Below are 24492 nucleotides of genomic sequence, written 5' to 3'. Positions count from 1 at the left end.
ATGAAGCACACCCAGAACATGACCCCTGCAGTCACGCCCACAATGTCTCCCGCAATGGCCGACGCGATTGCCGCCCTGCAAAACGGCCAAGGCGTAATCGTTGCCGATGATCCGAACCGTGAAAACGAGTGTGACTTTGTCTTTGCAGCCGAAACCCTGACAGAGGAGCAGATGGCCCTCATGATCCGACATGGCTCCGGCATCGTCTGCGCAGTGATTACACAAGATCGCGCCGACTCATTGGGTTTGCCGCCCATGGTTGCGGACAACGCATCGCCGTACAAAACACCCTTCACCATATCGGTCGAGGCGAAGACGGGTGTCACGACCGGCGTCTCTGCTCACGATCGTACGCGCACGATTACGACGCTCTGCGCGGCATCAGCATCGGCGACTGACCTGCGCAGTCCTGGTCACGTTTTTCCTTTGATCGCCCACCCCGAAGGCCTGCGCGCCCGCAGAGGACATACAGAAGCAACCCTCGCCCTGATGCAGTTAGCCGGGCTCACCCCGACGGGCGTCCTGTGCGAGGCCATGACCGACGACGGCCGCATGGCGACCTACAGCGACATCGCAGACCTTAAGGCCGCGTCCGGCATGCCGCTGGTAACAATCGATGAAATTATCGCTTGCATAGTTGTCTGACTCAACGGCGTGATCGCGCCATCCATATTTTGACCATTGCCAAGTTGCTAGCAATCACTCTAGCTGCATTCGTGATCTTTGGATTTTGAGTTTAAGGCCTAGCGCCAACGGTGCCTATAACTGACCACCAGCTCACTTAGACCATCATAAGATTGAAAGCATGACCGCCTGATCCGACACCATTGAGGCGGCCCCCGATATTTAATGGGTTGCGAATCAAGATAATTTACCCCGCGACCACGGAGCCAAGGGTGTATAATTATGGGTATACCGTAATGACTTCAGACGCTTTAATGAAATAAAATCAGCATCTTAAAGTATCTAAATGGTGCCCCCACACGGACTCGAACCGCGGACCTACTGATTACAAATCAGTTGCTCTACCAGCTGAGCTATAGGGGCACTGAGGGCGGAATAACGTCACTTTGGGGGGGGTGCAAGACCCTACTTATGCGCGCGGGCCAGCAAAATGACGGCGAGCAGGCCAACGCCGCAGATCACCAGCGCGGCGGGGGCGGCTTCGGCGATATTTTCAAGGCTCGCTTTCGCATAGACGCGGGTCGATAGGGTGTCATGATTGTACAGCATTAGGGTTGCTGGCAGCTCTTTAACCGCATCGACAAAGGTCAGCAGCAGGGCCGATCCGATGCTGGCGCGAATCAACGGCAGGTGCACGGCGCGCAGGGTTTGGCCTGCGCTGCGGCCCAGTGACCGCGCAGCCATGGGTAGGCTGGCGGGGACGCGGCCGAGGGCTGCGTCAGCAGTGCCCTCGGCGATCGCAAAGAAGCGCACGACGTAAGCCAGGATCAGCACGCCAGCGCTGCCTGTCAGCAGCAAACCGGGATCGCGGCCTGTGATGGACAGAATCAGATCGGCAAGGCCGTTATCGAAGGCCGCCAAGGGCACAAGGATGCCCAGCGCCAGCACGGCACCCGGCGCGGCGTAGCCGAGCGCTGTGACCGGCAGCAGCAGCTGCGGCAGACGGCGGCCTGACAGGCGCGTGCCGTAGACCATGAATACGCCGCCGATCACGGCCAGAACCGCTGCCAGCCCGCAGACCAGCAGCGTGCGGCCGAACGCCTCTGCCAAGCCCGGCGCGGTCCATTGCGCAGCGGTCAACGCATGCGATGTCAACACGGCGACGGGCAGCACAAAGCCCGCCAGCACGGGTAAAACGCAGGCCAATGTCGCAGCAACGGCCCCTGCCCCGCGCAGCTGCGCCGGGGTGACGGGGCGCACGTTGCGGGCCGATGTAGCAAAGCGAGAGCGGCGACGAGATGTCTTTTCCAACCCAACAAGGATCACGATGACCGACAGGATCACACAGGCCAGCTGCGCAGCCCCGCCCAGATTACCGCCCTGCCGCCAGACCGAGAAAATACCAGTGGTTAGCGTCTGCACGGCGAAATAATCGACGGTCCCGAAATCGTTCACGGTCTCCATCATCACGACAGCAACGCCTGCAGCGATGGCGGGGCGGGCCAGCGGCAGACCCACGCGCCAGAAGCGGGCAAAGGGCCCTGCGCCCAAGGCGCGCGCGACCTCGTACCCTGCCCCGCCTTGTTCGCGGAACGCGGCGCGGGCCAGCAGGTAGACGTAAGGATAAAGCGCGGCGCCAATGACCAAAATCGCCGCGCCGCGTGTGCGGATCTGCGGGAACCAATAATCGCGGGACGTGGCCCAGCCGAAGGTACTGCGCAGCGCGGTTTGCACCGGACCTGCGTAATCAAGGAAATCAACCAGCGCATAGGCACCGACATAGGCGGGCACGGCCAGCGGCATCAGCAGCGCCCATTGCAGCCAGCGCCGCCCCGGAAAGCGGTACATCACAACGAGCCAAGCCGTCGCCGTGCCGACAACTGCGGTCAAGGCGCCGGTGCCCAGCATCATCAGGCCGGTGTTCACCACGTAGCGCGGCAATGTAGTCGACAGCAGATGTGGCCAGATGTTGTCCGTCGGCGTCAGGGCGAACCAGACGACCGCCACCAGCGGGGCCAAAACGACGCAGGCGATCAAGACCGCCCCTGCGGACCACGGATCGAACCACGCCTTGCGGCGGGCGGCGGGCAATACCTGAGTGCTTTGCTCTGACATAGGCCAGCGCCTACCGGAAAGCGTTTCCCCTGTCCAGATTTCCCGTTATGCTGCGCGCCAAGATAAACAAGAACATTTGCTTGGGGCCATCATGGAAATCGCGCTGCACATCGGGGCCAATTGCACCGACGAAGATCTGCTGCTCAAATCGATCCTGAAAAACGCCGACCTTTTGGCCACCCATGATATCAGCGCCCCCGGCCCCAGCACCTATCGCCGCCTGATCCGGGAAACGATCCAGAACCTGAATGGCGCAGCCCCCACCCCCGATACGCGCCAGATCCTACTGGACGCCATTGTCGAAGACGACGACCCGAACCGTCTGGTGATGAGCAATACGAACTTTATCTGCATCCCGAACCGCATATTCGATGGCGGTGCCTTTTACGCCCAAGCAGAGTTCAAACTGCGCGCCATGCTGCAACTGTTCCCGCAGGACGAGCTGGATATTTACCTGTCGCTGCGCGATCCGGTGACCTTTTTGCCAGACGCTTACCGGCGGTCAAAGGCGGATAGCTTTCCGGCGTTCATGCAGGGGTTCGATCCGCATAACATGCGCTGGTCCGATCTGGTGCGCCGTATCCGCAGCATCGCACCAGAGGCGACGCTGACCTGCTGGTGCAACGAGGACACGCCGCTGATCTGGGCAGAGCTGGTGCGCGACATTGCCGGACTGACCCCCGACGTGCAGATCACGGGCGGCTTTGACCTGCTCGCGTCCATCATGTCCAAGGAAGGCATGAGCCGCTTTTTGCACTACATGCAGGCCCATCCGCCCGCGAACGATGCGCAAAAGCGGCGCATCATTGCTGCGTTCTTGGACAAATACGCCATCGCAGAAGAGGTGGAAGAAGTCGTCGATATGCCCGGTATGACGCCAGAGGATATCGAGGATATGTCAGCGGCTTATGACGAAGATGTGCTACGCATCGCGCAGATGCCGGACGTCACCTTTATCATGCCCTGATGCGCAGGCCCGCCCCACGTCGGGATCGCGCCGCAATCACAATAGCGCAAATGGGCCGCGCGATGCGCAGCCCGGTCAAGCCAAATGGCTTAGCTCATGCCCAATGCGGCCATGTACATTTCCAGCACGGCCTCTTCTTCGTCCAGATCGTCCTTGTCACGCTTGCGCATGGCAATGATCTTGCGCAGGACTTTCACGTCATAGCCGCGACCCTTGGCTTCAGCCATGATCTCTTTCTGGCCTTCGACGATGTCCTTCTTTTCCGCCTCAAGCCGCTCATACCGCTCGATAAACTGGCGCAGCTCTTCGCCGGCAACGTTCTCGGTCTGGATGTTGGGGGGTGTATCGGACATCGGGTTTCTCCTGCGCGGTATGGGTCGAGCCCGTTCCTAGCCGCTGACCCCGCCCCTTGCAAGGCGCTGGCTGACACGGTAGCGGATGCGCGCAATATATGGGGGCATGGGCAATGATCTATCTTATCTGGGCTGGCGCGATCGTGTCTGTACTGGGCCTGTGCGGCGTCCTTTATTCCGTGACGGCCGTGATCCGCGCCAAACGCGCCGGTTTGGACGACGAAGCGCTGCGCGCGCAGATCGCCAAGCAGATGCCGATAAACCTAGCCGCGTTCTTTTCAGCCATGCTGGGACTGATGATGGTCGTTGTCGGCGTATTGCTAGCTTAAATCGTCGCGGCCATGTCCAGCAGCGCCAGCATCCGCGGCTCTGCCACGGCATAGAGCATAATGCGCGCGTCATCTGCGTCGCGGTAGCAGCTGACCAACCCGTCATTGCGCATCCGTAGCAGCTGTAGCGATACCGCGGGCTGCGTGGCCCCGACCATCACTTGCAAAACGCTGACCGATTGCGGCCCGCCGCGCAACGCCAGCAGCAGACGCAGGCGCATCGGGTTGGCTAGCCGTTTCAGCACAGCAGCGGCGTGGTCGGCGGTGTCCCAGTCGGTCTGCGTCATATTCGGCCTTTGGTTCGGGGCTTGCGGCGGGGGAACAAATGCATAAGTGGCGATGTCTGCCCTGCAAGGGTAAACGGCTTTGCGCAAAAGGAAAAGGAACGACACTGTGCCAATAGATTGGATCATGGGATTGATCGGCGGTTTGCTGATCGGCGGGGCGGCAGCGCTGTTCCTGCTGGTGAACGGGCGGATCATGGGGGCCTCTGGCCTGCTTGGCGGACTTGTGGACGGTAGTGGCCGCAGCGACGCAGGAGAGCGGCTCGCCATGATCGCCGGCCTTATCGTAGTGCCGGGCGTGATCGCGCTGGCCATGGGCGGCGCACAAACACACCTGACATCCAACATGGGGCTGATCGTCGTGGCAGGCGTGCTGGTCGGGATCGGCACGCGGCTGGCGAACGGTTGCACCAGCGGCCACGGCGTCTGCGGCATTAGCCGGCTCAGCCTGCGCGGGATTATCGCCACCTTAATCTATATCGGCGTAGGGGCCGTCACCATCGCCGCCCTGCGCGGCATCGTCGGAGGTCTGTAATGCGCAAACTTGTCAGCTTTCTTGTGGGCGGTATCTTTGGCACCGGGCTGTTGCTGTCAGGCATGACAGATACGGCCAAAGTGCAGGGATTCCTTGATTTCTTTGGCGACTGGGACGTGACGCTGGCCTATGTCATGGGCGGGGCAATCCTGCCAATGGCGCTGGCCTGGCGCTGGACGATCGGTCGCCGCCCTGTGCTGGGCGGGCAGTTTCCGGTGCAATCCGGCACCCAGCTAGACACAAAGCTGGTCACCGGTTCGGTGCTGTTCGGTATGGGCTGGGCGCTGGTGGGTCTGTGCCCCGGTCCGGCCATGGCATCGCTGTTTTGGGGGGGCCTGGGCGGCATCATCTTTGTCGCCGCGATGATCGCGGGCATGCTTGTCGCCCCCGCCATCACCAAGCGGCTAGACGCGGGCCCGGCGGCGCGGTAATCCTGCAACATGGATATTCGTCAAATCACCCCCGCCTACGCCTCCGCGCCTCAGATCGATCCTGCCGATGCAGGCGCGATCAAGGCGGCGGGTTTTGTCACCGTCATCTGCAATCGCCCCGATGCAGAAGTGCCGCCAAGCCATCAGGCTGACGCGGTGCGCGCCGCGATCGAGGCGGAGGGCCTGACCTTTGTCGTCAACCCGGTCACGCACCAAGGCCTGAACGCCGATATGGTCGCCTTGCAAGCGCAGGCCGCCGCCAGCGGCAAAACGCTGGCCTATTGCGCCTCTGGCACACGGTCCACGATTGTCTGGGCCTTGGGCCAAGCCGGCAAGATGGACCCGGACGCCATTATCGCGGCAGCGGCCACGGGCGGCTATGACATCAGCGGCCTGCGCGACCGTCTAGGCTAAGGCACTGCACGCAGGTCCAACCCGCTGGGCCTGCGTGATCCTGCCCCGCTAAAGCGACAGCGGCAAAGGTGCTGCAGACCAATCCATCTCCTCTTCGCTATCGGCGTCGCCGTCGTCCATCATAAACTGCGGCGCGGCCATATCGCTCGCACGGGTGCGCATGGCACGTTCCGGCGGCTCTGATGCGCCGCCATCCATTTAGGTCATCGGGATAATATCGGCGCAGGCTTGGATTCGCACAGCGATCTGCCCAAGCCGCCCGCGCGCCACGGTGCGCCCGTTCAGATCGACAAGCCGCACCATGCCCACCGTGCACCCTTGCAGCGGTAAAATCTGCCCGACTTGCAACCCCGTCATCACTGACAGCCGCAGTTTCATCCGGTGCAGCACCGCGTCCAGCCGCGCCGGGGCTGTCATGACCGTATCGTTCAAAAGGCTGTGCCAATCGGCGATGGGGACATCCGGGCTGGCCGCCTGCGTATCGGCCAGCGCCGAACCCTGCAATGGCAGCGCCAGCAGCATCATCCCCTGCCGATCCGGCCCGCCGCAATCCAGCGTCATCCGTATCAACCGATAGGTGCCGTCATGTCAAAACTTGCAGCGCGGCAACGGGTAAAGCGCGGGCCAAGCCCGACCATCCGCGTCCAGCCGTCCAAAGATGTGCGCGCTGTCGTCTCTTCTAATTCATCCAGAAGGGCCCGGAGCAAGGGCTGCACCAGTGTGCCTTCGGTCTTGGTAATGGAGCGCGTATCCGGAGCACCTGCGCTGATCTTACCGGTTGTCATCACCTCTATCGCCGCCGCAACAAGGCCAGCATCGCAGGCCAAAATCCCGCAAATTGCGCCATCCCGCGTCAGGGATATCAATAACAACTCGTCCGTGAATTCGGCTAGCAATTCATCCAGCGGCAAGGCCTGTTCGGCCACGCTGCCCACGGTCACCGGCAGGCCGATACTGGTCTGCGCCCCCCGCGCCAGTGCAAGCCGCACGGCCCGCAATGCGGTCAGCGGGACATCCGGTGCATCCGGTTGCTGCCGCTGTGTCATGCGCTGCAGAACGCCGGATCCGGTCGCCGTTGTCATTGCTATCCTTTCAGGTCAGGCCCACTGCGCAGCGGGATGACCCAGATGTCGCGCAATTAGGTTTCTACACCCTTAAGATGCGACCGCCGGAGTGCCCTCTTTCACGGGCGCAGGCGCAATTTCAGGTAAAGTCACGCGAAAACAGGTGCCCGCTGCCTGCGGAACATAGGCGACATCACCGCCAAGCCGGATCATAATCTCTTTGCTGATCGCCAACCCTAGTCCTGCGCCCCCAGCCCGCGACGAATCGCCAAGGCGAGAGAACTTTTCAAAAATAACGACCCGGTCAGGCCCAGCGATCCCGCGGCCATTATCCACGAAATCAACCACTTGCCGCCCGTCCACCACGTGACTGATCACCCGCAGTTCCGGCACCGGCGCACTGCAATACTTCGCCGCATTGGCAATCAGGTTGATAAAGACCTGGCTCAGCCGGTCCAGATCAGTTTCCAGCCACAGCTTTTGCGCAGCCCCGCTGCGATCAATGCGCAGCGCGCGCGGGGTAAGACCGGCAGCCCCGATGGCGCGGTCCAGCAAATCCGCCAGCGTGCCGCGTTGCACATGCAGCGTGACCTGCCCGTTTTCCAGCACCGACAGGTCCAGCAAATCGTCCAGCAGGCGGGTCAGGCGCAGCGCCTCTGCGTTGATGATTCCGGCCATGCGGGCGGTATCCTGCGGGCTAATATCGCCCATGCGCAGGATATCGGAAAACGACCGGATCGAGGTCATGGGCGTGCGCAGCTCGTGGCTGATCTGGGACAGAAACGCGTCCTTTTGCACCGACAGCTGCATCAGCTTGGCGTTCGCCTCGCGCAGGGCGCGGGCGGTGCGTTCTTGTTCGGCGGATTTGGTCTGCAACTGGTTGGAATATTCCAAGATTTGCGCCGTCTCATCCGCCAGCGCGATCAGATCATCCACCGTCACCGATGCGCCCTGCGTTAGCTGCGCAATCATCGCATGGGCCGTGGCCGCCCCGACCGAACCTGCGAGTTCGCGTTCCAGCGCGGCAACAAAAGCGGGGGTCACGTCCGGCAGCGTATCAGATTTACCCTGCCGCACCGCTGCACGCGCAAAGATCGCCTGCGCCTGCGACGCGCCAAGGATGCGCTGGGACATGATCAGCAAATCCTCGGCCGTGGCGGCAGAGCGGGTCCAAGCGGGGCCGCTGGCCGAGTGGTCGAAAACGTTGACGAATTGCGCGCCTTGCAACCGCTCAATCGGTTTGGGAAAGGACAAGACGGACCCGGCAAAGAACAGCCCTGTGTTCACCAGCAAGGACCACAGCAGCCCGTGCAGCACCGGGTCCACGCCCGCGATGCCGAACAGTGCCTCTGGCCGCAGCCAACCCAATCCAAACGGGCCATTTGCCAACACGGACGCGCTTAAAACCGCGTCTGTGCCAAAGCTGGGCAGGAACAAGCACCAGATCCAGACCGCAAAGCCAGAGGTCAGCCCAAGGATCGCCCCCGTCCGCGTCGCCCCGCGCCAAAAGATGCCGCCTAGCATCGCAGGCAGGACCTGCACCACGCCGGAAAATGACACGAGTCCGATGGCCGCCAGTGCAGCGCCGCCGCCTGACAGGCGAAAATAAAGATAACCCAGCGCCAGCACACCGCCGATGGACAGCCGCCGCGCCAGCACGACGACTTGGCGCACATCGCCCGACATCACCGCGCCGGGGGCCGCGCCTGCGCGCATCCACAGCGGCAAGACGATATGGTTCGACACCATCGTCGACAGCGCAATCGTGGCCACGATCACCATCGACGTGGCCGATGAAAACCCGCCAAGGAATGACAGCGTCGCCAGCCCCTGCTGCCCTTGGCTCAGTGGCAGTGTCAGCACGAAAAGGTCCGGGTTTGCCCCGACTGGCATGACCCGCAAGCCGACCACGGCGATGGGGATGACAAACAGGCTCATCAGCATCAGATACAGCGGAAAGGCCCAGCTGGCCGTTTGCAAATGCCGCTCGTCGGCGTTTTCAACGACCAAGACCTGAAACATGCGCGGCAGACATAGGAAGGCGGCGGCAGACAGAAAGATCAGCGCGGCCCAGCGACTGCCTGATTGGGTCCAGTCGGATATCGGGGACGCCTCGATTTCCGCCAGCATGGCGACGGCACCGTCGGACAGGCCCCAGACGACAAAGATGCCGACGGCCAAAAGCGCAACTAACTTAACGACAGCCTCGACCGCGATGGCGATGACGACACCGTGGTGCCGCTCGTTCGCGTCTAGATTTCGGGTGCCGAAAAGGACGGTAAAAAAGCAAAGGCCGATGGCGATCCAGATGGCGGCGCGGTTCAGCTCCACATCGCCCCAATCCTGACCGCCAGCGCGGGCGAAGACTTGGAAGGACTGGGTGACGGACTGCAATTGCAGCGCGATATAAGGGGTCGCCGCGATGATCGCCATGATCGTGACAATCACGCCAAGGGTCGTGGATTTGCCGAATCGAGAGGAGATCAGGTCGGCGATGGACGTGATCCGCTGCATCCGTCCGATCCGCACCAATCGCCGCAAAATCCACCACCAGCCGACCACCACAAGGGTCGGGCCAAGGTAGATCGTCACGAATTCGAGCCCGGATCGCGCCGCGTAACCGACGGCACCGTAAAACGTCCAAGCTGTGCAGTAGATCGACAGCGACAGGGTATAGACGATGGGCAGGCGTAGCCAGCCGCCCTGCCCGCGTGCGGCCCGCCGTTCCGCCGCGAAGGCGACAAAGAACAAAAACGCGACATAGCCCAGCGCGATCGCGATCAGCTGATTAAAGGACATCATGGCGCGGTATCTGGATCGATAGCCGCTTCGTCAACGGGCCGCAGCTTGCGGGCGATTAGCGCGGTCAGCACGATCAGCAGCGTCCATCCGGCAAAAACAAAGACCACGGCAGCGGCCATGCCACCTGTTTCCTCTGGTGCGCGTTGCCACATCAGCGGCAGCAGCCAGATCACCGTGCCAAGCACGGGCAGCATTCGTGCTGCGTCGCGCAGACGGCGTTGGCGATAGCTGTCGCGCGCCAGAAACAGGCTGGGTTTGCCCGGCAAGCGCGGCGGCACGGCGGGCAGCAGGTCAGGCGGTTGCGTCACGGGCCACATCGCCGCGGGGGGAATCCTCGCCAATCAGGGCGCGGACTTGGGCGCAAATCTCGGCGTTGGAAAAGGGTTTTGTCATAAACACATCCGCCCCCAGCCGCGTGGCCAATTCGCGATCCTTGGCCTGCCCGCGTGCGGTCAGCATCAAGACAGGAAGGGTCGCCGTGGCGGGTTCTGCGCGCAAATCCCGCAAGATATCAAAGCCGGATTTACCGGGCAGCATGACATCCAAAATGATCATATCGGGGCGCTGGGCGCGGACCTTGTCCATCGCGGTCTCGCCGTCCTCGTGGGTGTGCACGGTGAAGCCATCGCGCGACAGGATAAAGCTGATCGCCTCGATGATATTCGGCTCATCCTCGATCAACAGAACTCGTCTGGCCATACGGTCTCCCTCTCCCCCCACGTTTGTGCGTCCCCCTCCCCGGGTGCGCACAAATTGAGTATCGCGCCTGCGGCAATGGGAGTCAAAGAGTGATGGCTAAAGAGACAGAGGCCGGCTCTCTGCGGGCGGGGCATTGGGTGCGCGGGCACAGGCGGCACCCTGCGCCGACAGGGACCGCAGCGGCGGCGGCGGGGCCGTCATCGGGGCGCAGCAGCATCGTCGCCTCGATCAGGGGGGGCATATGCGGCCCGTCCGAGTGCGGGATGACATCGGCAATCGCGTGGCAGTTCAGGCGCACATCCGGCGTGCCCGGCAGCACCGCCTGCGCCGCCACAGCCCGCCCCGGCTGCCCCAGCGCGGTAAAGATCGGCCATAGCGGACAAAGACCCGCGCGGGACAACCCCGCCCCCGGCACGGATTTAAGCAAACGCACGACCCCCGCCGCATCGCAGATCAGAAGCCCCAGCGGCGGCGCATCGTTCTGCGCGGGTAGCGCGGCAAGCCGCCGCATCACCTGCGCCAGCGGGCGGCCCATTTGCGCGGAGACCCGCAATGGATCATAGCTGGCAGCCTTTGCTGCAGGCAGAAACGTCGCCAGCGGCAAGGCCACAGCATCCGCGTGATAACGGGCGTCGTAATCGGCCAGCAACCCCGCCGCCCCGGCGCTGAGCTGTGGATCATCCGCCGCCGCTGTCCCGCCGCGTTCCTGCGCGGGGCGGTAAAAGCCAGTTTGCGACAGGGCCTGCTCCATTTCCTCGAGCGGGGACAGCGACACCGGCGCGGCATTCGCGGGCGCATCGAAATAGGCGATCAGCGCGGCAGAGGTCTGCGCCAGCCGCGTCGCGTCATCGAAAATGTTGCGGTGAAACCGGGCCTGCCAATCGGCATCGACCTTAGCATCGCCCGTCAAAATCGCCGCCGTAGACTGGATCGAGGTCACGGCAGAGATGACGCCGTGCAGTGCCGTCGCAAGCGCCGGATCGTGGGTAATCCGGTCCTCTAGCATCTGCGCGCGTTGTTGCAGCGCTGCAATCTGATCGGCCTGCGCCGCAATCAGCCGCGCCCAGCCGGGATAGCGGGCGGCCAGATCGGCGGTCTGCGCGGCCTCGACCGTTTCGGCATCGGCAGCGCTGGCGGCGGCGCGCATGCGCCCCACCAGTCCGGCGTCAGCGCCTTCGGCCAGCAACGCGGGGTCCAGCCCAAGGGCCGCGGCGAGCTGGGTCAGCAATTTACCCCCGATGCGGCGGCGGTCATGTTCAATCAGGTTCAGATAGCTAGCCGAGATCCCAACGCTTTGCGCCAGATCGCGCTGCGCGATCTTGGCGTCCAGCCGCCTTGCCCTGATCCGCGATCCTGTCCGGTCCATTTACCACGCCTCCCTGCCGCTCAATGCTGCACCTGCGCGAAAACCACTTTACAGACGCTTTGGCGGATTTGTGCATTAGTTTACAAATTCGTCAAGTTTTCTGAAAGCTGTGTTGGTGCAAAACCGGACGTGACGTCATGATCACATTAGCGCTGTCAAGTGCAGGCCAAGGGACGGGAGGGTCCGGCGGCCTAGAAACCATGAGGGAGGATACCCATGTCCAAATCGAATTTCTCGCGCCGCGGCGTGCTGAAGACCGGGGCTGTCACAGGCGCTGGCCTGATGCTGCCAACGTACCTGCGGGCCGAAAACCATACCGGCTTTACCAACGCACCCACCGGCGACACCGTCACATTCGGCTTTAACGTGCCCCAGACCGGCCCCTACGCCGAAGAAGGTCTGGACGAGCTGCGCGCACAAGAGCTGGCCGTCGAGCACCTGAACGGTATCGGCGACGGCGGCATGCTGAACACCTTTAGCCAGAAGAACTTGGATGGCACCGGTATTCTGGGCAAAAAGGTCGGCTTCGTCACCGGCGACACCCAGACAAAATCCGACGTTGCCCGCGCTGCTGCGCAGTCGATGATCCAAAAAGACGGCTGCATCATGATTAACGGCGGCTCGTCCTCGGGCGTGGCTGTTGCTGTGCAGGGCCTGTGCCAAGACGCTGGCGTGATCTTTATGGCGGGTCTGACCCACTCTAACGACACGACCGGTAAGGACCGCAAAGCCAATGGCTTCCGCCATTTCTTTAACGCTTACATGTCCGCAGCCGCCCTCGCGCCGGTTCTGGAAAAAGCCTACGGCACCGACCGCAAGGCCTATCACCTGACCGCCGACTACACATGGGGCTGGACGCAGCAGGAATCGATGGCAGCCGCCACCGAAGCCATGGGCTGGGAAACCACACAGAACGTGCTGACACCCGTCGGCGCTGGTGACTTCTCGTCCTATATCGCGCCTGTGCTGAACTCTGGCGCTGATATTCTGGTCCTGAACCACTACGGCGGGGACATGGTCAACTCTTTGACCCAAGCTGTGCAGTTCGGCCTGAAGGACAAGATGGTCAACGGCAAGCAGTTCGAGATCATCGTGCCGCTGTATTCCGAGCTGATGGCAAAGGGTGCAGGTTCCAACATCGAAGGCGTCTACGGCTCGATGAACTGGAACTGGCAGCTGCAGGACGAAGGCACCAAGGCTTTCGTCAAGTCGTTCGGTGAAAAGTACGGCTTCCCGCCGTCAAACGCCGCGCACACCTGCTACGTCCAGACGCTGCTTTATGCAGATGCGGTCGCACGCGCAGGCTCGTTCAACCCCTGCGCCGTGGTCGAAGCGCTCGAAGATTTCGAGTTCGACGGCATGGGCAATGGCCAGACGCTGTATCGCGGCTCTGATCACCAGTGCTTTAAGGACGTGTTGGTCATGGAAGGTGTCGCATCGACATCCGGCAACGCCAACATGGTCGGCTACGACACTCTGAAAATCGTGGAAGAGACCCCGCGCGCTCAGGTCGAGTATGCCGAAGATCACCCCATGTTCGCCGGCGGCGCACTGGGCGACTGTAACCCGGGCGCATAAGCGCAAGGTTTCGGGGCAGGCGCACGCCGCCTGCCCCACCCCGCCAAGGTGCCACTGCTGCGCCATTCTCAATTTTTCGCACGAAACAGCCCGAGCCCCCCAAGAGGAGCGGACCGATGGACGCTATCGTACTACAAATTCTAAATGGTCTGGATAAGGGGTCGGCCTATGCGCTGATCGCGCTGGGCCTGACACTGATCTTCGGCACCCTTGGCGTCGTCAACTTCGCCCACGGCGCGCTGTTCATGATCGGCGCGTTCTGTGCTGTGACGATGCAGCGGCTGTTGTCGCTGTCACATACGGTCATTGACCCAACGCAGACCGACTTCCTTGGCAATCCGCTGCAAACCAAGGTGCCTTATCTGGCCTCGGTCTTTGGCACAGAGGGCGCGACAAGCCTGATCGCTTGGTCGGTGCCGCTGTCGATCATCCTTGTGATCCCCGTCATGCTGTTCGTCGGCTGGGCGATGGAGCGCGGGTTGATCAAGCACTTCTACAAGCGCCCCCATGCGGATCAGATCCTTGTGACATTCGGCCTTGCCATCGTGCTGCAGGAAATCATCCGCGCAGTTTACGGAGCGAACCCGATCCAGTCGCCTGCCCCGCCGATGTTTAGCGGCTCTGTCGATTTGGGGACCTATATCGGCTTTCAGGCGAACGCGGTCGTCTATCCGATCTGGCGTCTAGTGTACTTTGGCTTTTCGGCGATCATCATCGCTGCCGTTTTTGCCTTCTTGCAGTTCACCACCTTCGGCATGGTTGTCCGCGCCGGTATGGCGGACCGCGAAACCGTCGGCATGCTGGGCATCGACATCGACAAACGCTTTACCCTGATGTTCGGCCTAGCGGCCGCTGTCGCGGGTTTAGCCGGGGCCATGTACGCGCCCATTGTGTCGCCGAACTATCATATGGGCATGGACTTTCTGGTACTTAGCTTCGTTGTGGTCGTCGTCGGCGGCATGGGCTCGCTGCCGGGCGCTGTGCTTGCGGGCTTTATGCTCGGCATCCTGCAAGGCTTTGCATCCATGAACGAGGTCAAGGCGATCCTGCCGGGCATCGACCAAATCGTCATCTATCTGGTGGCCATCATCATTCTGCTGACACGTCCCCGGGGCCTTATGGGCCGCGCCGGCGTGATGGAGGACTAATCCATGTTAGGTCTGACACGCAAAGACTTTACCCTGCTGCTGGTCGTCGTCGCCCTGACGCTGCTCGCACCTATCATCCTGAACCCCTTCCCCGTCAGCTCGTCGCTGGGGCAATCGTTCAACGCAGGCTATCCTGCACTGCTGCAACGGTTCGCCATCTTCGGCATCCTTGTGATCGGCTTTAACATTCTGTTCGGCCTGACGGGCTATCTCTCCTTCGGTCACGCAGCCTTTCTGGGTGTCGGATCCTACGCCGCCGTCTGGATGTTCAAGCTGCTGTCCTACAACATCGTCCCGGCCATCCTGCTAAGCGTTATCGTCGCGGGCCTGTTTTCCATCGTCATCGGCTACGTCAGTTTGCGGCGCTCTGGCATCTACTTCTCTATCCTGACGCTGGCCTTTGCGCAGATGTCCTATGCGCTGGCCTATTCGGTGCTGACGCCTCTGACGAACGGCGAAACCGGTTTGCAGGTCTACGCGTCTGACCCGCAAATCCTGGCCGGTGCTGGCGCGCCTTCTGCGCCGCACTTCTTTGGTCTGCCGATGGCCTCCTCTACCACTTTGAACATGGGCGGCTGGGCCTTCACCTTCGAGGTTGGCTACTACCTCTGCGCGCTGATGCTGATCGCCGCCTTCTATCTGTCGATCCGCATCTTCCGCTCGCCCTTTGGCATGATGCTGCGGGCGATCAAATCGAACCAGACGCGGATGAACTACACCGGCCTGAACACGAAGCCTTACATGCTCTGGGCGTTCATCATCTCTGGCATGTATGCTGGTCTGGCTGGCGGTTTGCTGGCCGCGATGGACCCGCTGACCGGTGCAGAGCGGATGTACTGGACCGCATCAGGCGAAATCGTCGTCATGGCTATCCTTGGCGGTGTCGGCACCCTGATTGGCCCGATCGTCGGCTCTGGCGTGATCAAGTATCTGGAAAACATCGTCTCCAAGATCAACGAGAACGTGCTGCACCAGTGGTTTGGTGCCCTGCCCGACCCGATTGAAAATGGCCTGATCTGGCTGGTCCACCCCTTTGTTGGCGAAGGCTGGCATCTGACACTGGGCCTGCTGTTCATGGTCGTCGTCATCTTCTTGCCCGGTGGCCTTGTACAAGGTGGCCAGCGTCTGGCTGCACTGTTCAACCGCAAATCCGGCACGGTCACGGCAGCAGATCGCGATGCCGCCCGCCAGAAATCTGCAGAATAAGGAAACGATCTTATGGGAATCCTTGAAGTCAAAGGCGTCAACAAGCGCTTCGGCGGTCTGCAGGCACTGGGCGACGTAAACCTGTCCATCGCAGAAAACACCGTCCACGCCATCATCGGCCCGAACGGCGCAGGCAAATCGACCCTGCTGAACGTGCTCGTCGGCAAACTGATCCCGGACTCGGGGTCAGTCATGTTCGACGGCCAATCCGTGCTGGGGCGCAAACCGTTCGAGATTGCGCAAATGGGCATCAGCCGCGTGTTCCAGACGCCAGAGATTTTCTCTGATCTGACGGTCATGGAAAACGTGCTGATCCCCTGCTTTGCCAAACGTGACGGCGCATTCCGCATGCATGCCATCGAACCCGTGCGGCACGAACGCGCCATCACCGCGCAGGCAGAGGCGATGCTGGAAGAGGTCAACATGCTGTCCAAAGCGCATGAGATCGCATCCAGCCTGTCACGCGGCGACAAACGGCGGCTGGAGATGGCGATGTGTCTTGTGCAAGAGCCGCGCCTGATGCTGCTGGACGAGCCGACGGCAGGCATGGCCCGCGCCGATACGGAAAACACGATTGCACTGCTCAAAGACATCCGCACGAAGCGCGGGATCACGATGGCGATTATCGAACACGACATGCAGGTCGTTTTCTCGCTCGCCGACCGCATCACCGTTCTGGCGCAGGGCACCCCGCTTGTCGAAGGCAGCCCCGACCAGATCAAAACCGATCCCAAGGTGCGCGAAGCCTATTTGGGCGAAACGCAGATCTAACCAAATTTTCAAACAAAATTTGGCATCCGCAAAGGACATGACATGACCGCACCATTTGACCCGCAGAAAAACAACGCCGCCGTCGACCGCCCCTTCCTCAGCGTTTGGGAAATCGAGGCGTATTACGGCGAAAGCTACATCGTTCAAAACGTCAGTTTTGATATCCGAGAGGGCGAAATCCTTGCCCTTCTTGGCCGCAACGGCGCTGGCAAAACGTCCACCCTGCGCACCATCGCGCGGCTGGGCAATCCAGAGCTGAAGCACGGCGAGATCTGGCTGGACCACCAGCCACTGCACCTGATGAAAAGCCATCAGGCCGCTGGGGCGGGAATCGCCCTCGTGCCAGAAGATCGCTGCATCATCGCGGGCCTCACCGTTGAAGAGAATCTACAACTTGCCCAAATCGCCCCGCCGATTGGCTGGTCGCTAGAGCGGATCTACGAGCTGTTTCCGCGCCTCAAAGAGCGCCGCAAGCAAGAGGGTGTCACCCTGTCAGGCGGCGAGCAGCAAATGCTGGCCATCGCCCGCGCCCTTGCCCGCGACATCAAGGTTTTGCTGCTGGACGAACCCTACGAGGGCCTGGCCCCTGTCATCGTCCAAGAAATTGCGAAGACGCTTAAAATCATTCGTGATCAGGGCATTACGACGGTTATCGTTGAACAAAACGCCGTCGCCGCGCTCAAATTGGCGGACCGTGCCGTCATTTTGGATACTGGCTCGGTGGTCTTCAACGGCTCTGCCAAAGAAGTGCTAGAGAACGAACAACTGCGCGCGGAATATTTGGCGATTTAAGCGCGCACGTTAACCATCGCTTTGGATTTTCGATATAATTGTGGCCCGGTTTACGTCTTCGTAACCGGGCCACAGCATATTAAGGGGATATTAAACCGGCGGACCTGAAAGGAGCGCCATTCTGGAAATCTTAACTTCTTCAGTCGCGGCCCCCCAATCTGCCCCGCCCCCTGTGGCCCGCGCAGACGTACGCCCCACCGCAGACGTCGCCGCAATGGTGCGCAACCCGCAGCCTAATATCCCACTGCCCATCCCAGCCAATAGCGGACAAACTGCGGCCGTTGTGCAGGCAAAACTGTCATCCCCAGCAGACACCGTCAGCCCCATCGACCGGGTTCTAAAACCCTACGGCGTCACGATGTTGCCGCATGGCCCCAAACCACAAGAGCCTGAGGCAGAGACGGACGAACAAGCCGCCACTCCTGCGGATAATGATGCTGAGGAAGCGGTCACAAACCATCTAAAAACAAAGGCACGCAGCAGTGACGATACAGTAAACCCAGCCGAAATTGCGGCGATCAAAGACAGTTCTGAAACCGCGGAATAGGCCTGCACTTAGCGAATCGCCTGCAAGCGCTTTTCACCTTGCGTCACTTGCCCTATAAGTTCGCCAATCGTGCGGCCGTCAGCGGCGCACAACTGGTAGTAACAAGAGCAATGACCGGGACACACATGGGCAACAAGACCTCTCAGGACAGCGACGTCAGCTTTATTCAGGCACTGGCAGAACTGCTTCGCGCAAACGATTTAACCGAACTGCAAGTGAAGCGGGACTACGCTGAAAACGACAGCCTGAACGTGCGCGTCAGCCGCCACGTGCAAATGGCACCGCAGCCGCAGCAGGCTATGGTCGCCGGTGCTCCGGCACCGATGGCAAGCGCCCCAATGGCAGCCCCGGCGGCATCAATGCCGGCAGATCCGGCGTCTCATCCCGGCGCTGTGACATCGCCAATGGTCGGCACTGTTTACATGGCCGCAGAGCCGGGTGCGGCAGCATTCGTCGCGACAGGCACGCAGGTCAAAGAAGGCGACACCCTTCTGATCATCGAAGCCATGAAAACGATGAACCACATTCCTGCGCCCCGCGCGGGCACCGTAAAGCGTATCCTGGTCGAGGATGGCGGTCCGGTGGAATTCGGCGCTCCCTTGATGATTATTGAATAGGATTACTGTCATGTTCGACAAAATCCTGATCGCGAACCGGGGCGAAATCGCCCTGCGTGTCGTCCGCGCCGCCCGCGAAATGGGCGTCAAATCCGTCGCTGTGCATTCGACAGCCGACGCTGACGCGATGCATGTGCGCATGGCCGACGAAGCCGTCTGCATCGGCCCGCCGTCCTCTGCGCAATCCTATTTAAACTTTCCGTCGATCATTGCGGCCTGTGAAATCACCGGCGCGCAGGCGATCCACCCCGGATATGGCTTTTTGTCGGAAAACGCGGCCTTCGTGCAGGTTGTTGAAGATCACAGTCTGACCTTCATCGGCCCCACCGCCGAACATATCCGAATGATGGGCGACAAGATCACCGCCAAGGACACGATGAAAAAGCTCGGCGTGCCCTGCGTGCCCGGCTCTGACGGCGGTGTGCCAACGCTCAAAGACGCGCAGCGCGTCGGCGAAGAAATCGGCTATCCGGTTATCATCAAGGCCACCGCTGGCGGCGGCGGGCGCGGCATGAAAGTGGCGCAAACTGCTGCTGATATGGAAAAAGCCTTCCACTCTGCTCGGGCCGAATCAAAGGCCGCTTTCGGCAACGATGAAGTCTATATCGAGAAATATCTGACCACGCCCCGCCACATTGAGATTCAGGTCTTTGGTGATGGCAAAGGTAACGCCGTCCACTTGGGCGAGCGGGATTGCTCGCTGCAGCGGCGCCACCAAAAAGTGCTCGAAGAGGCCCCCGGCCCCTCGATCACGCCAGAACTGCGGGCGCGCATCGGTAAGGTCTGCGCCGACGCCGTGGCTGCGATTAACTATATCGGCGCTGGCACGATCGAATTCCTGTTTGAAAACGACGAGTTCTATTTCATCGAAATGAACACCCGTTTGCAGGTCGAACACCCGGTGACAGAGAATATCTTTGGCATCGATCTGGTGCGCGAACAGATTCGCGTCGCCGCTGGCTTGCCGATGTCGTTCACGCAGGACGATCTTAAGATCAATGGTCACAGCATCGAAGTGCGGATCAACGCTGAAAAGCTGCCGAACTTCACCCCCTGCCCCGGCACGATCACGCAGTACCACGCCCCCGGCGGTCTTGGCGTGCGGATGGATTCCGCGCTTTATGACGGCTACCGGATCCCGCCCTACTACGACAGCTTGATCGGCAAGCTGATCGTGCATGGCCGCGACCGTCCAGAAGCACTGGCCCGCTTGGCCCGCGCCCTTGGCGAGCTGATTGTCGACGGTGTCGACACCACGATTCCGCTGTTCCATGCCTTGCTGCAAGAGCCTGACGTTCAGTCCGGCAACTACAACATCCACTGGCTGGAACACTGGCTCGAAACCCACCTGGGCTAGGGAAATGACGGGGATGCTGACGCCAGACCTGCTGTTGCAGGCCTATCAGCAAGGTCTTTTCCCCATGGCAGAGACCCGGGACACGCAAGACGTGTTCTGGGTCCAGCCCCGCTTTCGCGGCATCCTGCCGCTGGACAGCTTCCATATTTCTCGATCTTTGCGCAAATCCTTGCGGCGTGGCCACCTGACGGCCAGCGCCGACCGCGCCTTTGCGCAGGTCGTGCAGGGCTGCGCCGCCCGGCCAGAAACGTGGATCAACCCGCCAATCTATGATGTATATCAAGCGCTTCACGCGCAGGGCGACGCCCATTCCATCGAGGTTTGGCAAGGTGACGCCTTGGTCGGCGGCGTCTACGGCGTCACGGTGGGAACTGCGTTCTTTGGCGAAAGCATGTTTTCGACCGTCACTGACGCATCAAAAGTGGCCTTGGTCTGCGCCATAGATCGTTTGCAGCAGCAGGGCTTTACCCTGTTCGATACGCAATTCATCACGCCGCATCTGGCGTCCCTGGGCGGTATCGAAATCCCGCGCGCAGCCTACGAGGACCGCCTTGCCAATGCCTTAACGCAGGTTGCTGATTTTGGTCCCGCAGGCACCATAGATCTGGATCAGCTGGCGCAATCCATCACCCACACGTCGTAACGTGGGTGGTCCATGGCGTTCAGCGCCGGGGCAGACGCAATCATCCAACCGCTGAACACCGGCGCCGGATCGTCGCGATAGGTCACAACAAGTTCCGCATAGGCGTCGCCATTCGGGTTGTCAGACGGGACGCGGCAGTCGTTCATAACGATGTTTAAAAAGCCAACTTTTTCGCTTTGCCCAACACCCACAGACAGGTCGAACAGTTGACCTGTCACCTTGTCCAAGACGCGCAAATCACCGCCGTTGCGGGACAAGGCCGACTGGGCAAACGCGCTGCCCGGCAGCAGCAAGGCGCACAAAAGGGCGGCGCGGATCATTCCGGGGACCATGCCTCGTAATCGGTGCGGTCGGCAGGGGACGCGCTGCGCAGCGATCCCTTAGGTGCATAGGCCAGCGCAGTGCCGGTCAGGTTTTCCTGATGCGGCTGCTCCCAAACCTTATGGACAAGCGGGCGTTCAGTCGGGGTTTCATCCCACGTCCGGTGCAGCCATCCGTGCCATTCGGGTGCGATTTTGGTCGCCTCAATCTCGCCCTTGAAAATCACCCAGCGACGGCTGTCATCGGCGTTGCGATAATACAGATTACCTTCTGCATCTTCGCCCACTTTTTCGCCCTTACGCCACGTCCAGAACTGCGTGGCAAAGGTCTGACCATCCCACCAGGTGAAAACGCGTGCGATTTTCTGAACAAGGCCCATCATCGTCTCCGGTTGCTTAGGTGTTGTCATGCCCCAATCGGGCACAAAGGTCCAGAGGCACCGCTTATGGCAAGCGCGCTGTGACCTCTATTTCGATCTTCATTTCGGGCGTCTGCAAGCCCGCCCGGATCATCGTCGCCGCCGGGCGCGCGCGGGCAAAGGCATCCGAGACGATCGGCCAGCATGGCTCCCAGTCGTCCCCGTCTGGCAGGATATAATTCACGCGCACCACGTCATCCAGCGACGCCCCCGCCTGCCCTAGCGCATCGGCGATGGTAGCCAGCGCATTGCGGCACTGGTCCGTCACATCAATCGGCATCGTCATGCTGGCGTAGTCATAGCCCGTCGTGCCCGCGACGAAGACCCAGCCATCCGCGACGACAGCGCGGGAATAGCCGATCTTTTCCTCGAACGGGGATCCAGTGATGATGTGGGTGACGGTCATAAGTCAGTCTCCGTATCTGATGTAGGCGGCTAGGCCGACAGTTGGTGCATAGATTGACAGATTTTCGGGGAACCGATCACTGGCGTAATAATTGCCATCCGTCAGCAGCCCCGCCCTCAATTCCGCTGCAAGTCCGTCGGGCCATTCATCAGCACAATTCGATATGATCGAGAGAACACGGTCGTCAGGCGCCGCCGGTGTCGGGTGCCAGCCCCGGTCCCAGACGTAGTACCAATCCAAGGGAGGCTCACGCCGCTCCGGTGGCGTCGCAGGCGCGTTTGGTCCCAGCCGCACGATGGCATACATGCAACCGTAGCCAGCAAAGAATCCATCACCATTTACCATCGACGCGACAACCGGTGCATCCGGCAAGAGTTCGGCGAAAAAGCGGCTCGCGAAACGTGGATTTTCCCAGGTCATTGATATTGTGGACCACGCCCATGCTACCAAAACGAAGGCACCAAAGAACAACTGGTACGTAAACATCAAAATGGCCCCCGCTACTGCGAGGGCCACCCATGTCCGTTTCGAAAACCCCAGCATCGCTTACGCGCTGGCGGTTTCTTTCTCTTTCTTCTTGCCGTCGTCGTGAATCATCAGCGGGCTGGCGTCGGGACCGACGGCTTCCTCGTTCACGACGACTTCGGTCACCGTGTCCATACCCGGCAGGTCGAACATCGTGTCCAGCAGGATGTCTTCCATGATGGACCGCAGACCGCGGGCACCGGTTTTGCGTTCGATCGCCCGTTTTGCGATCGCTTTCAGCGCATCATCGGTAAAGGTCAGCTTGGTATTCTCGATGTCGAACAGGCGCTGGTACTGCTTGACCAGCGCGTTTTTCGGCGCGGTCAGGATGGTGATCAGCGCGTCTTCGTCCAGATCGGTCAAGGTTGCGATGACCGGCAGGCGGCCAACGAATTCCGGAATCAGGCCGAACTTCAGCAGGTCTTCTGGCTCCAGTTCGGTGAAAATCTCGCCGACGCCGCGCTCGTCCGGGCCTTTGACATTGGCCCCAAAGCCCATGCCGGACCCCTTGCTACGCTGGGCAATGATCTTGTCCAGACCGGCAAACGCGCCGCCACAGATGAACAGAATGTTCGTCGTGTCGACCTGCAGGAATTCCTGCTGCGGATGCTTGCGCCCGCCCTGCGGCGGCACAGAAGCGACGGTGCCTTCCATGATTTTCAGCAAGGCCTGCTGCACGCCTTCGCCCGACACGTCGCGGGTGATGGACGGGTTGTCGGACTTGCGGGTGATCTTATCGACCTCGTCGATATACACGATTCCGCGCTGCGCGCGTTCCACGTTGTATTCAGACGCCTGCAACAGCTTGAGGATGATGTTTTCGACGTCTTCGCCCACGTAACCGGCTTCGGTCAGGGTGGTCGCGTCGGCCATCGTGAACGGCACGTCCAGAATCCGCGCCAGCGTCTGTGCCAACAGCGTCTTGCCGCAGCCCGTGGGGCCGATCAGCATGATGTTGGATTTCGCCAGTTCGATGTCTGATTTATCGCTGTTATTCAACCGCTTATAGTGGTTGTGGACGGCGACGGACAACACGCGTTTTGCATGCATCTGGCCGATGACGTAATCGTCCAGCACGTTGCAGATGTCGCGCGGTGTCGGCACGCCTTCACCGGATTTCAAAGTCGCGGATTTTGTTTCTTCGCGGATAATATCCATGCAAAGTTCGACGCATTCGTCGCAGATGAACACGGTGGGGCCCGCGATCAGTTTGCGCACCTCATGCTGGCTTTTGCCGCAAAAGCTGCAGTATAGCGTGTTTTTGCTGTCGCTGCCGGTGGTGCTTGCCATTACTCGTGTCCTTTGGCCAAAGGCCGTTTTGGTGTCGCGCTGTCCTTGGTCATGCAGACTAGGACAGCGCCGATGTGGCCACAACGCCAAAAACGCATCAGGGTGTATGCGATCTGGCGCGCGGCGCGGTCAGGACGGGTTTATTCGTCCTCGCCTGTGTCGCGCTTGGTGACGATTTCGTCGATATGGCCCCACTCCAGCGCCTCTTCGGGGGTCATCCACTTATCGCGGTCCAGCGCCTTTTGCACTTTGGCCAGCGACTGGCCCGAATGCTTAACATAGAGTTTATACATCCGCTCGCGCGTGGCTTCGATGTTGCGGGCGCGGATCAGGATATCCTCTGCCGTGCCTTGTGCGCCGCCGGATGGCTGGTGCACCAGAAATTCAGCGTTGGGCAGGGAAAACCGCATGCCCTTTTCGCCGCCGATAGCGATGACCGACCCCATGGATGCGGCAAGACCGCAAACCAGAGTCGACACCTTGGGGCGGATGTACTGCATGGTGTCATAAATGCTCATCCCGGCGACGACGGACCCGCCCGGAGAGTTGATGTACATGCTGATTTCTTTCTTCGGGTTTTCCGATTCAAGGTGCAGCAACTGGGCGACGACCAGCTGGCTCATGCCATCATGGACGGGGCCGTTCACGAAAATGATGCGTTCTTTCAGCAGACGGCTGAAAATATCATAGGCACGTTCCCCGCGAGAGGTCTGTTCGACCACCATCGGCACAAGGTTCATGTAGGTTTCGACGGGATCTTGCATAGCAATGCCTCTGGTTCTGGACGTCTAGTTGGCGCGTCCGTGCGTGTTCGCCTAAGTCTATGCACCCCTGCGCAGGGCTTCAAGGGCGGTTGGCTTTGTCTTCGCATACGCGAGTAAACGCTTCGT

29 protein-coding genes, 1 tRNA gene and 1 pseudogene are annotated in these 24492 nt (G+C 60.8%); 15 read left to right on the top strand and 16 right to left on the bottom strand.

The window, feature by feature from the left end; genetic code table 11:
• Window positions 1-645, top strand: coding sequence for a 3,4-dihydroxy-2-butanone-4-phosphate synthase (ribB, locus tag KBW81_RS05395; RefSeq protein WP_254248597.1), 645 nt, complete (start codon window positions 1-3; stop codon window positions 643-645).
• Window positions 646-971: 326 nt separating this feature from the next.
• Here ribB and KBW81_RS05390 read toward each other — a convergent pair.
• A tRNA-Thr gene (locus tag KBW81_RS05390) sits at window positions 972-1047 on the bottom strand.
• A 42-nt stretch (window positions 1048-1089) separates the two neighbouring features.
• The gene (locus KBW81_RS05385) at window positions 1090-2739 is read right to left on the bottom strand and encodes an ABC transporter permease (protein ID WP_254248596.1); all 1650 of its coding nucleotides are present in this window, start codon (window positions 2737-2739) and stop codon (window positions 1090-1092) included.
• Window positions 2740-2830: 91 nt separating this feature from the next.
• Here KBW81_RS05385 and KBW81_RS05380 point away from each other — a divergent pair, with 91 nt between their 5' ends.
• Entirely contained in the window at window positions 2831-3706 is an 876-nt protein-coding gene (locus KBW81_RS05380; RefSeq protein WP_254248595.1) for a hypothetical protein, read from the top strand.
• 89 nt (window positions 3707-3795) lie between these two features.
• Here KBW81_RS05380 and KBW81_RS05375 read toward each other — a convergent pair whose 3' ends face one another.
• On the bottom strand, window positions 3796-4059 hold the full coding sequence (locus KBW81_RS05375) for a DUF2312 domain-containing protein (protein WP_254248594.1): 264 nt from the start codon (window positions 4057-4059) through the stop codon (window positions 3796-3798).
• Window positions 4060-4172: 113 nt separating this feature from the next.
• Here KBW81_RS05375 and KBW81_RS05370 point away from each other — a divergent pair, with 113 nt between their 5' ends.
• The gene (locus tag KBW81_RS05370; RefSeq protein ID WP_175499115.1) at window positions 4173-4388 is read left to right on the top strand and encodes a hypothetical protein; all 216 of its coding nucleotides are present in this window, start codon (window positions 4173-4175) and stop codon (window positions 4386-4388) included.
• On the opposite strand, the gene KBW81_RS05365 is transcribed toward KBW81_RS05370, so the two are convergent.
• Complete coding sequence (locus tag KBW81_RS05365) at window positions 4385-4675, bottom strand: ArsR/SmtB family transcription factor (RefSeq protein ID WP_254248593.1); 291 nt, start codon at window positions 4673-4675, stop codon at window positions 4385-4387. The genes KBW81_RS05370 and KBW81_RS05365 overlap by 4 nt on opposite strands.
• Before the next feature lie 106 nt (window positions 4676-4781).
• Here KBW81_RS05365 and KBW81_RS05360 point away from each other — a divergent pair, with 106 nt between their 5' ends.
• From KBW81_RS05360 to KBW81_RS05350, 3 genes are read left to right on the top strand one after another with little or no spacing between them, the layout of a single operon-like run.
• Window positions 4782-5207, top strand: a complete 426-nt coding sequence (locus tag KBW81_RS05360; protein ID WP_254248592.1) for a YeeE/YedE family protein — start codon at window positions 4782-4784, stop codon at window positions 5205-5207.
• Window positions 5207-5638 carry a DUF6691 family protein gene (locus KBW81_RS05355; RefSeq protein WP_254248591.1) on the top strand — a complete coding sequence of 144 codons (432 nt, stop codon included), beginning with the start codon at window positions 5207-5209 and terminating at the stop codon, window positions 5636-5638. Before KBW81_RS05360 ends, KBW81_RS05355 begins: the two co-directional genes overlap by 1 nt.
• A 9-nt stretch (window positions 5639-5647) precedes the next feature.
• The gene (locus KBW81_RS05350) at window positions 5648-6052 is read left to right on the top strand and encodes a protein tyrosine phosphatase family protein (protein WP_254248590.1); all 405 of its coding nucleotides are present in this window, start codon (window positions 5648-5650) and stop codon (window positions 6050-6052) included.
• A gap of 198 nt (window positions 6053-6250) precedes the next feature.
• Here KBW81_RS05350 and KBW81_RS05345 read toward each other — a convergent pair whose 3' ends face one another.
• From KBW81_RS05345 to KBW81_RS05320, 6 genes are all read right to left on the bottom strand, one after another.
• Entirely contained in the window at window positions 6251-6613 is a 363-nt protein-coding gene (locus KBW81_RS05345; protein ID WP_254248589.1) for a FliM/FliN family flagellar motor switch protein, read from the bottom strand.
• A gap of 5 nt (window positions 6614-6618) precedes the next feature.
• Window positions 6619-7134, bottom strand: a complete 516-nt coding sequence (locus tag KBW81_RS05340) for a hypothetical protein (RefSeq protein ID WP_254248588.1) — start codon at window positions 7132-7134, stop codon at window positions 6619-6621.
• 72 nt (window positions 7135-7206) lie between these two features.
• Window positions 7207-9918 (bottom strand): ATP-binding protein, encoded by a 2712-nt coding sequence (locus tag KBW81_RS05335; protein WP_254248587.1) that lies wholly within the window; start codon window positions 9916-9918, stop codon window positions 7207-7209.
• Complete coding sequence (locus KBW81_RS05330) at window positions 9915-10226, bottom strand: hypothetical protein (protein ID WP_254248586.1); 312 nt, start codon at window positions 10224-10226, stop codon at window positions 9915-9917. Before KBW81_RS05330 ends, KBW81_RS05335 begins: the two co-directional genes overlap by 4 nt.
• Window positions 10210-10617: a response regulator transcription factor gene (locus tag KBW81_RS05325; RefSeq protein WP_090184273.1), complete on the bottom strand. Its 408-nt coding sequence runs from the start codon at window positions 10615-10617 to the stop codon at window positions 10210-10212. The genes KBW81_RS05330 and KBW81_RS05325 overlap by 17 nt, the downstream gene beginning before the upstream one ends.
• Window positions 10618-10699: 82 nt before the next feature.
• A complete protein-coding gene (locus KBW81_RS05320; protein WP_254248585.1) occupies window positions 10700-11983 on the bottom strand; it encodes a helix-turn-helix domain-containing protein in 1284 nt (427 codons plus the stop codon).
• A 216-nt stretch (window positions 11984-12199) separates the two neighbouring features.
• Between KBW81_RS05320 and KBW81_RS05315 the strand changes: the two genes are divergently transcribed.
• From KBW81_RS05315 to aat, 9 genes and pseudogenes are all read left to right on the top strand, one after another.
• Window positions 12200-13561, top strand: a complete 1362-nt coding sequence (locus tag KBW81_RS05315) for a substrate-binding protein (RefSeq protein WP_254248584.1) — start codon at window positions 12200-12202, stop codon at window positions 13559-13561.
• Window positions 13562-13677: 116 nt separating this feature from the next.
• Window positions 13678-14709, top strand: a complete 1032-nt coding sequence (locus KBW81_RS05310) for a branched-chain amino acid ABC transporter permease (RefSeq protein WP_254248583.1) — start codon at window positions 13678-13680, stop codon at window positions 14707-14709.
• Between the two features lie 3 nt (window positions 14710-14712).
• A complete protein-coding gene (locus tag KBW81_RS05305) occupies window positions 14713-15915 on the top strand; it encodes a branched-chain amino acid ABC transporter permease (RefSeq protein WP_090184285.1) in 1203 nt (400 codons plus the stop codon).
• Window positions 15916-16029: 114 nt separating this feature from the next.
• Window positions 16030-16398 (top strand): annotated as a pseudogene (locus KBW81_RS18830) (ATP-binding cassette domain-containing protein); the annotation flags it as partial.
• 3 nt (window positions 16399-16401) lie between these two features.
• Window positions 16402-16686 (top strand): ABC transporter ATP-binding protein C-terminal domain-containing protein, encoded by a 285-nt coding sequence (locus tag KBW81_RS18825; protein WP_411914383.1) that lies wholly within the window; start codon window positions 16402-16404, stop codon window positions 16684-16686.
• A gap of 42 nt (window positions 16687-16728) precedes the next feature.
• Entirely contained in the window at window positions 16729-17478 is a 750-nt protein-coding gene (locus tag KBW81_RS05295; protein WP_090184291.1) for an ABC transporter ATP-binding protein, read from the top strand.
• Window positions 17479-18150: 672 nt separating this feature from the next.
• The gene (gene accB, locus KBW81_RS05290) at window positions 18151-18642 is read left to right on the top strand and encodes an acetyl-CoA carboxylase biotin carboxyl carrier protein (protein WP_254249005.1); all 492 of its coding nucleotides are present in this window, start codon (window positions 18151-18153) and stop codon (window positions 18640-18642) included.
• 10 nt (window positions 18643-18652) lie between these two features.
• Window positions 18653-19999: an acetyl-CoA carboxylase biotin carboxylase subunit gene (gene accC / locus KBW81_RS05285; protein WP_090184299.1), complete on the top strand. Its 1347-nt coding sequence runs from the start codon at window positions 18653-18655 to the stop codon at window positions 19997-19999.
• A gap of 4 nt (window positions 20000-20003) precedes the next feature.
• The gene (gene aat / locus KBW81_RS05280; RefSeq protein ID WP_254248582.1) at window positions 20004-20642 is read left to right on the top strand and encodes a leucyl/phenylalanyl-tRNA--protein transferase; all 639 of its coding nucleotides are present in this window, start codon (window positions 20004-20006) and stop codon (window positions 20640-20642) included.
• Here the strand turns inward: aat and KBW81_RS05275 are convergent.
• The 6 genes from KBW81_RS05275 to KBW81_RS05250 all read right to left on the bottom strand — a co-directional run bounded on the left by KBW81_RS05275 (window position 20609) and on the right by KBW81_RS05250 (window position 24366).
• Window positions 20609-20962: a DUF2155 domain-containing protein gene (locus KBW81_RS05275; RefSeq protein ID WP_254248581.1), complete on the bottom strand. Its 354-nt coding sequence runs from the start codon at window positions 20960-20962 to the stop codon at window positions 20609-20611. The two genes, aat and KBW81_RS05275, sit on opposite strands and share 34 nt — an antisense overlap.
• A complete protein-coding gene (locus tag KBW81_RS05270; protein WP_090184307.1) occupies window positions 20959-21342 on the bottom strand; it encodes an NADH:ubiquinone oxidoreductase subunit NDUFA12 in 384 nt (127 codons plus the stop codon). Before KBW81_RS05270 ends, KBW81_RS05275 begins: the two co-directional genes overlap by 4 nt.
• 64 nt (window positions 21343-21406) lie before the next feature.
• A complete protein-coding gene (locus KBW81_RS05265) occupies window positions 21407-21787 on the bottom strand; it encodes a RidA family protein (RefSeq protein ID WP_254248580.1) in 381 nt (126 codons plus the stop codon).
• Between the two features lie 3 nt (window positions 21788-21790).
• Window positions 21791-22303, bottom strand: a complete 513-nt coding sequence (locus KBW81_RS05260) for a hypothetical protein (RefSeq protein ID WP_254248579.1) — start codon at window positions 22301-22303, stop codon at window positions 21791-21793.
• 30 nt (window positions 22304-22333) lie between these two features.
• Window positions 22334-23602 carry an ATP-dependent Clp protease ATP-binding subunit ClpX gene (gene clpX / locus KBW81_RS05255; protein WP_090184315.1) on the bottom strand — a complete coding sequence of 423 codons (1269 nt, stop codon included), beginning with the start codon at window positions 23600-23602 and terminating at the stop codon, window positions 22334-22336.
• A 140-nt stretch (window positions 23603-23742) separates the two neighbouring features.
• Window positions 23743-24366: an ATP-dependent Clp protease proteolytic subunit gene (locus tag KBW81_RS05250; protein ID WP_090184319.1), complete on the bottom strand. Its 624-nt coding sequence runs from the start codon at window positions 24364-24366 to the stop codon at window positions 23743-23745.
• Between the last annotated feature and the right edge of the window lie 126 nt (window positions 24367-24492).

The organism is Loktanella salsilacus (genome assembly GCF_024206795.1).
In the GTDB taxonomy this organism is placed as follows: Bacteria; Pseudomonadota; Alphaproteobacteria; order Rhodobacterales; family Rhodobacteraceae; genus Loktanella; species Loktanella salsilacus.
The sequence above is the reverse complement of the archived record's forward strand: the minus strand, read 5'-3'. Positions and strand labels throughout refer to the sequence as shown.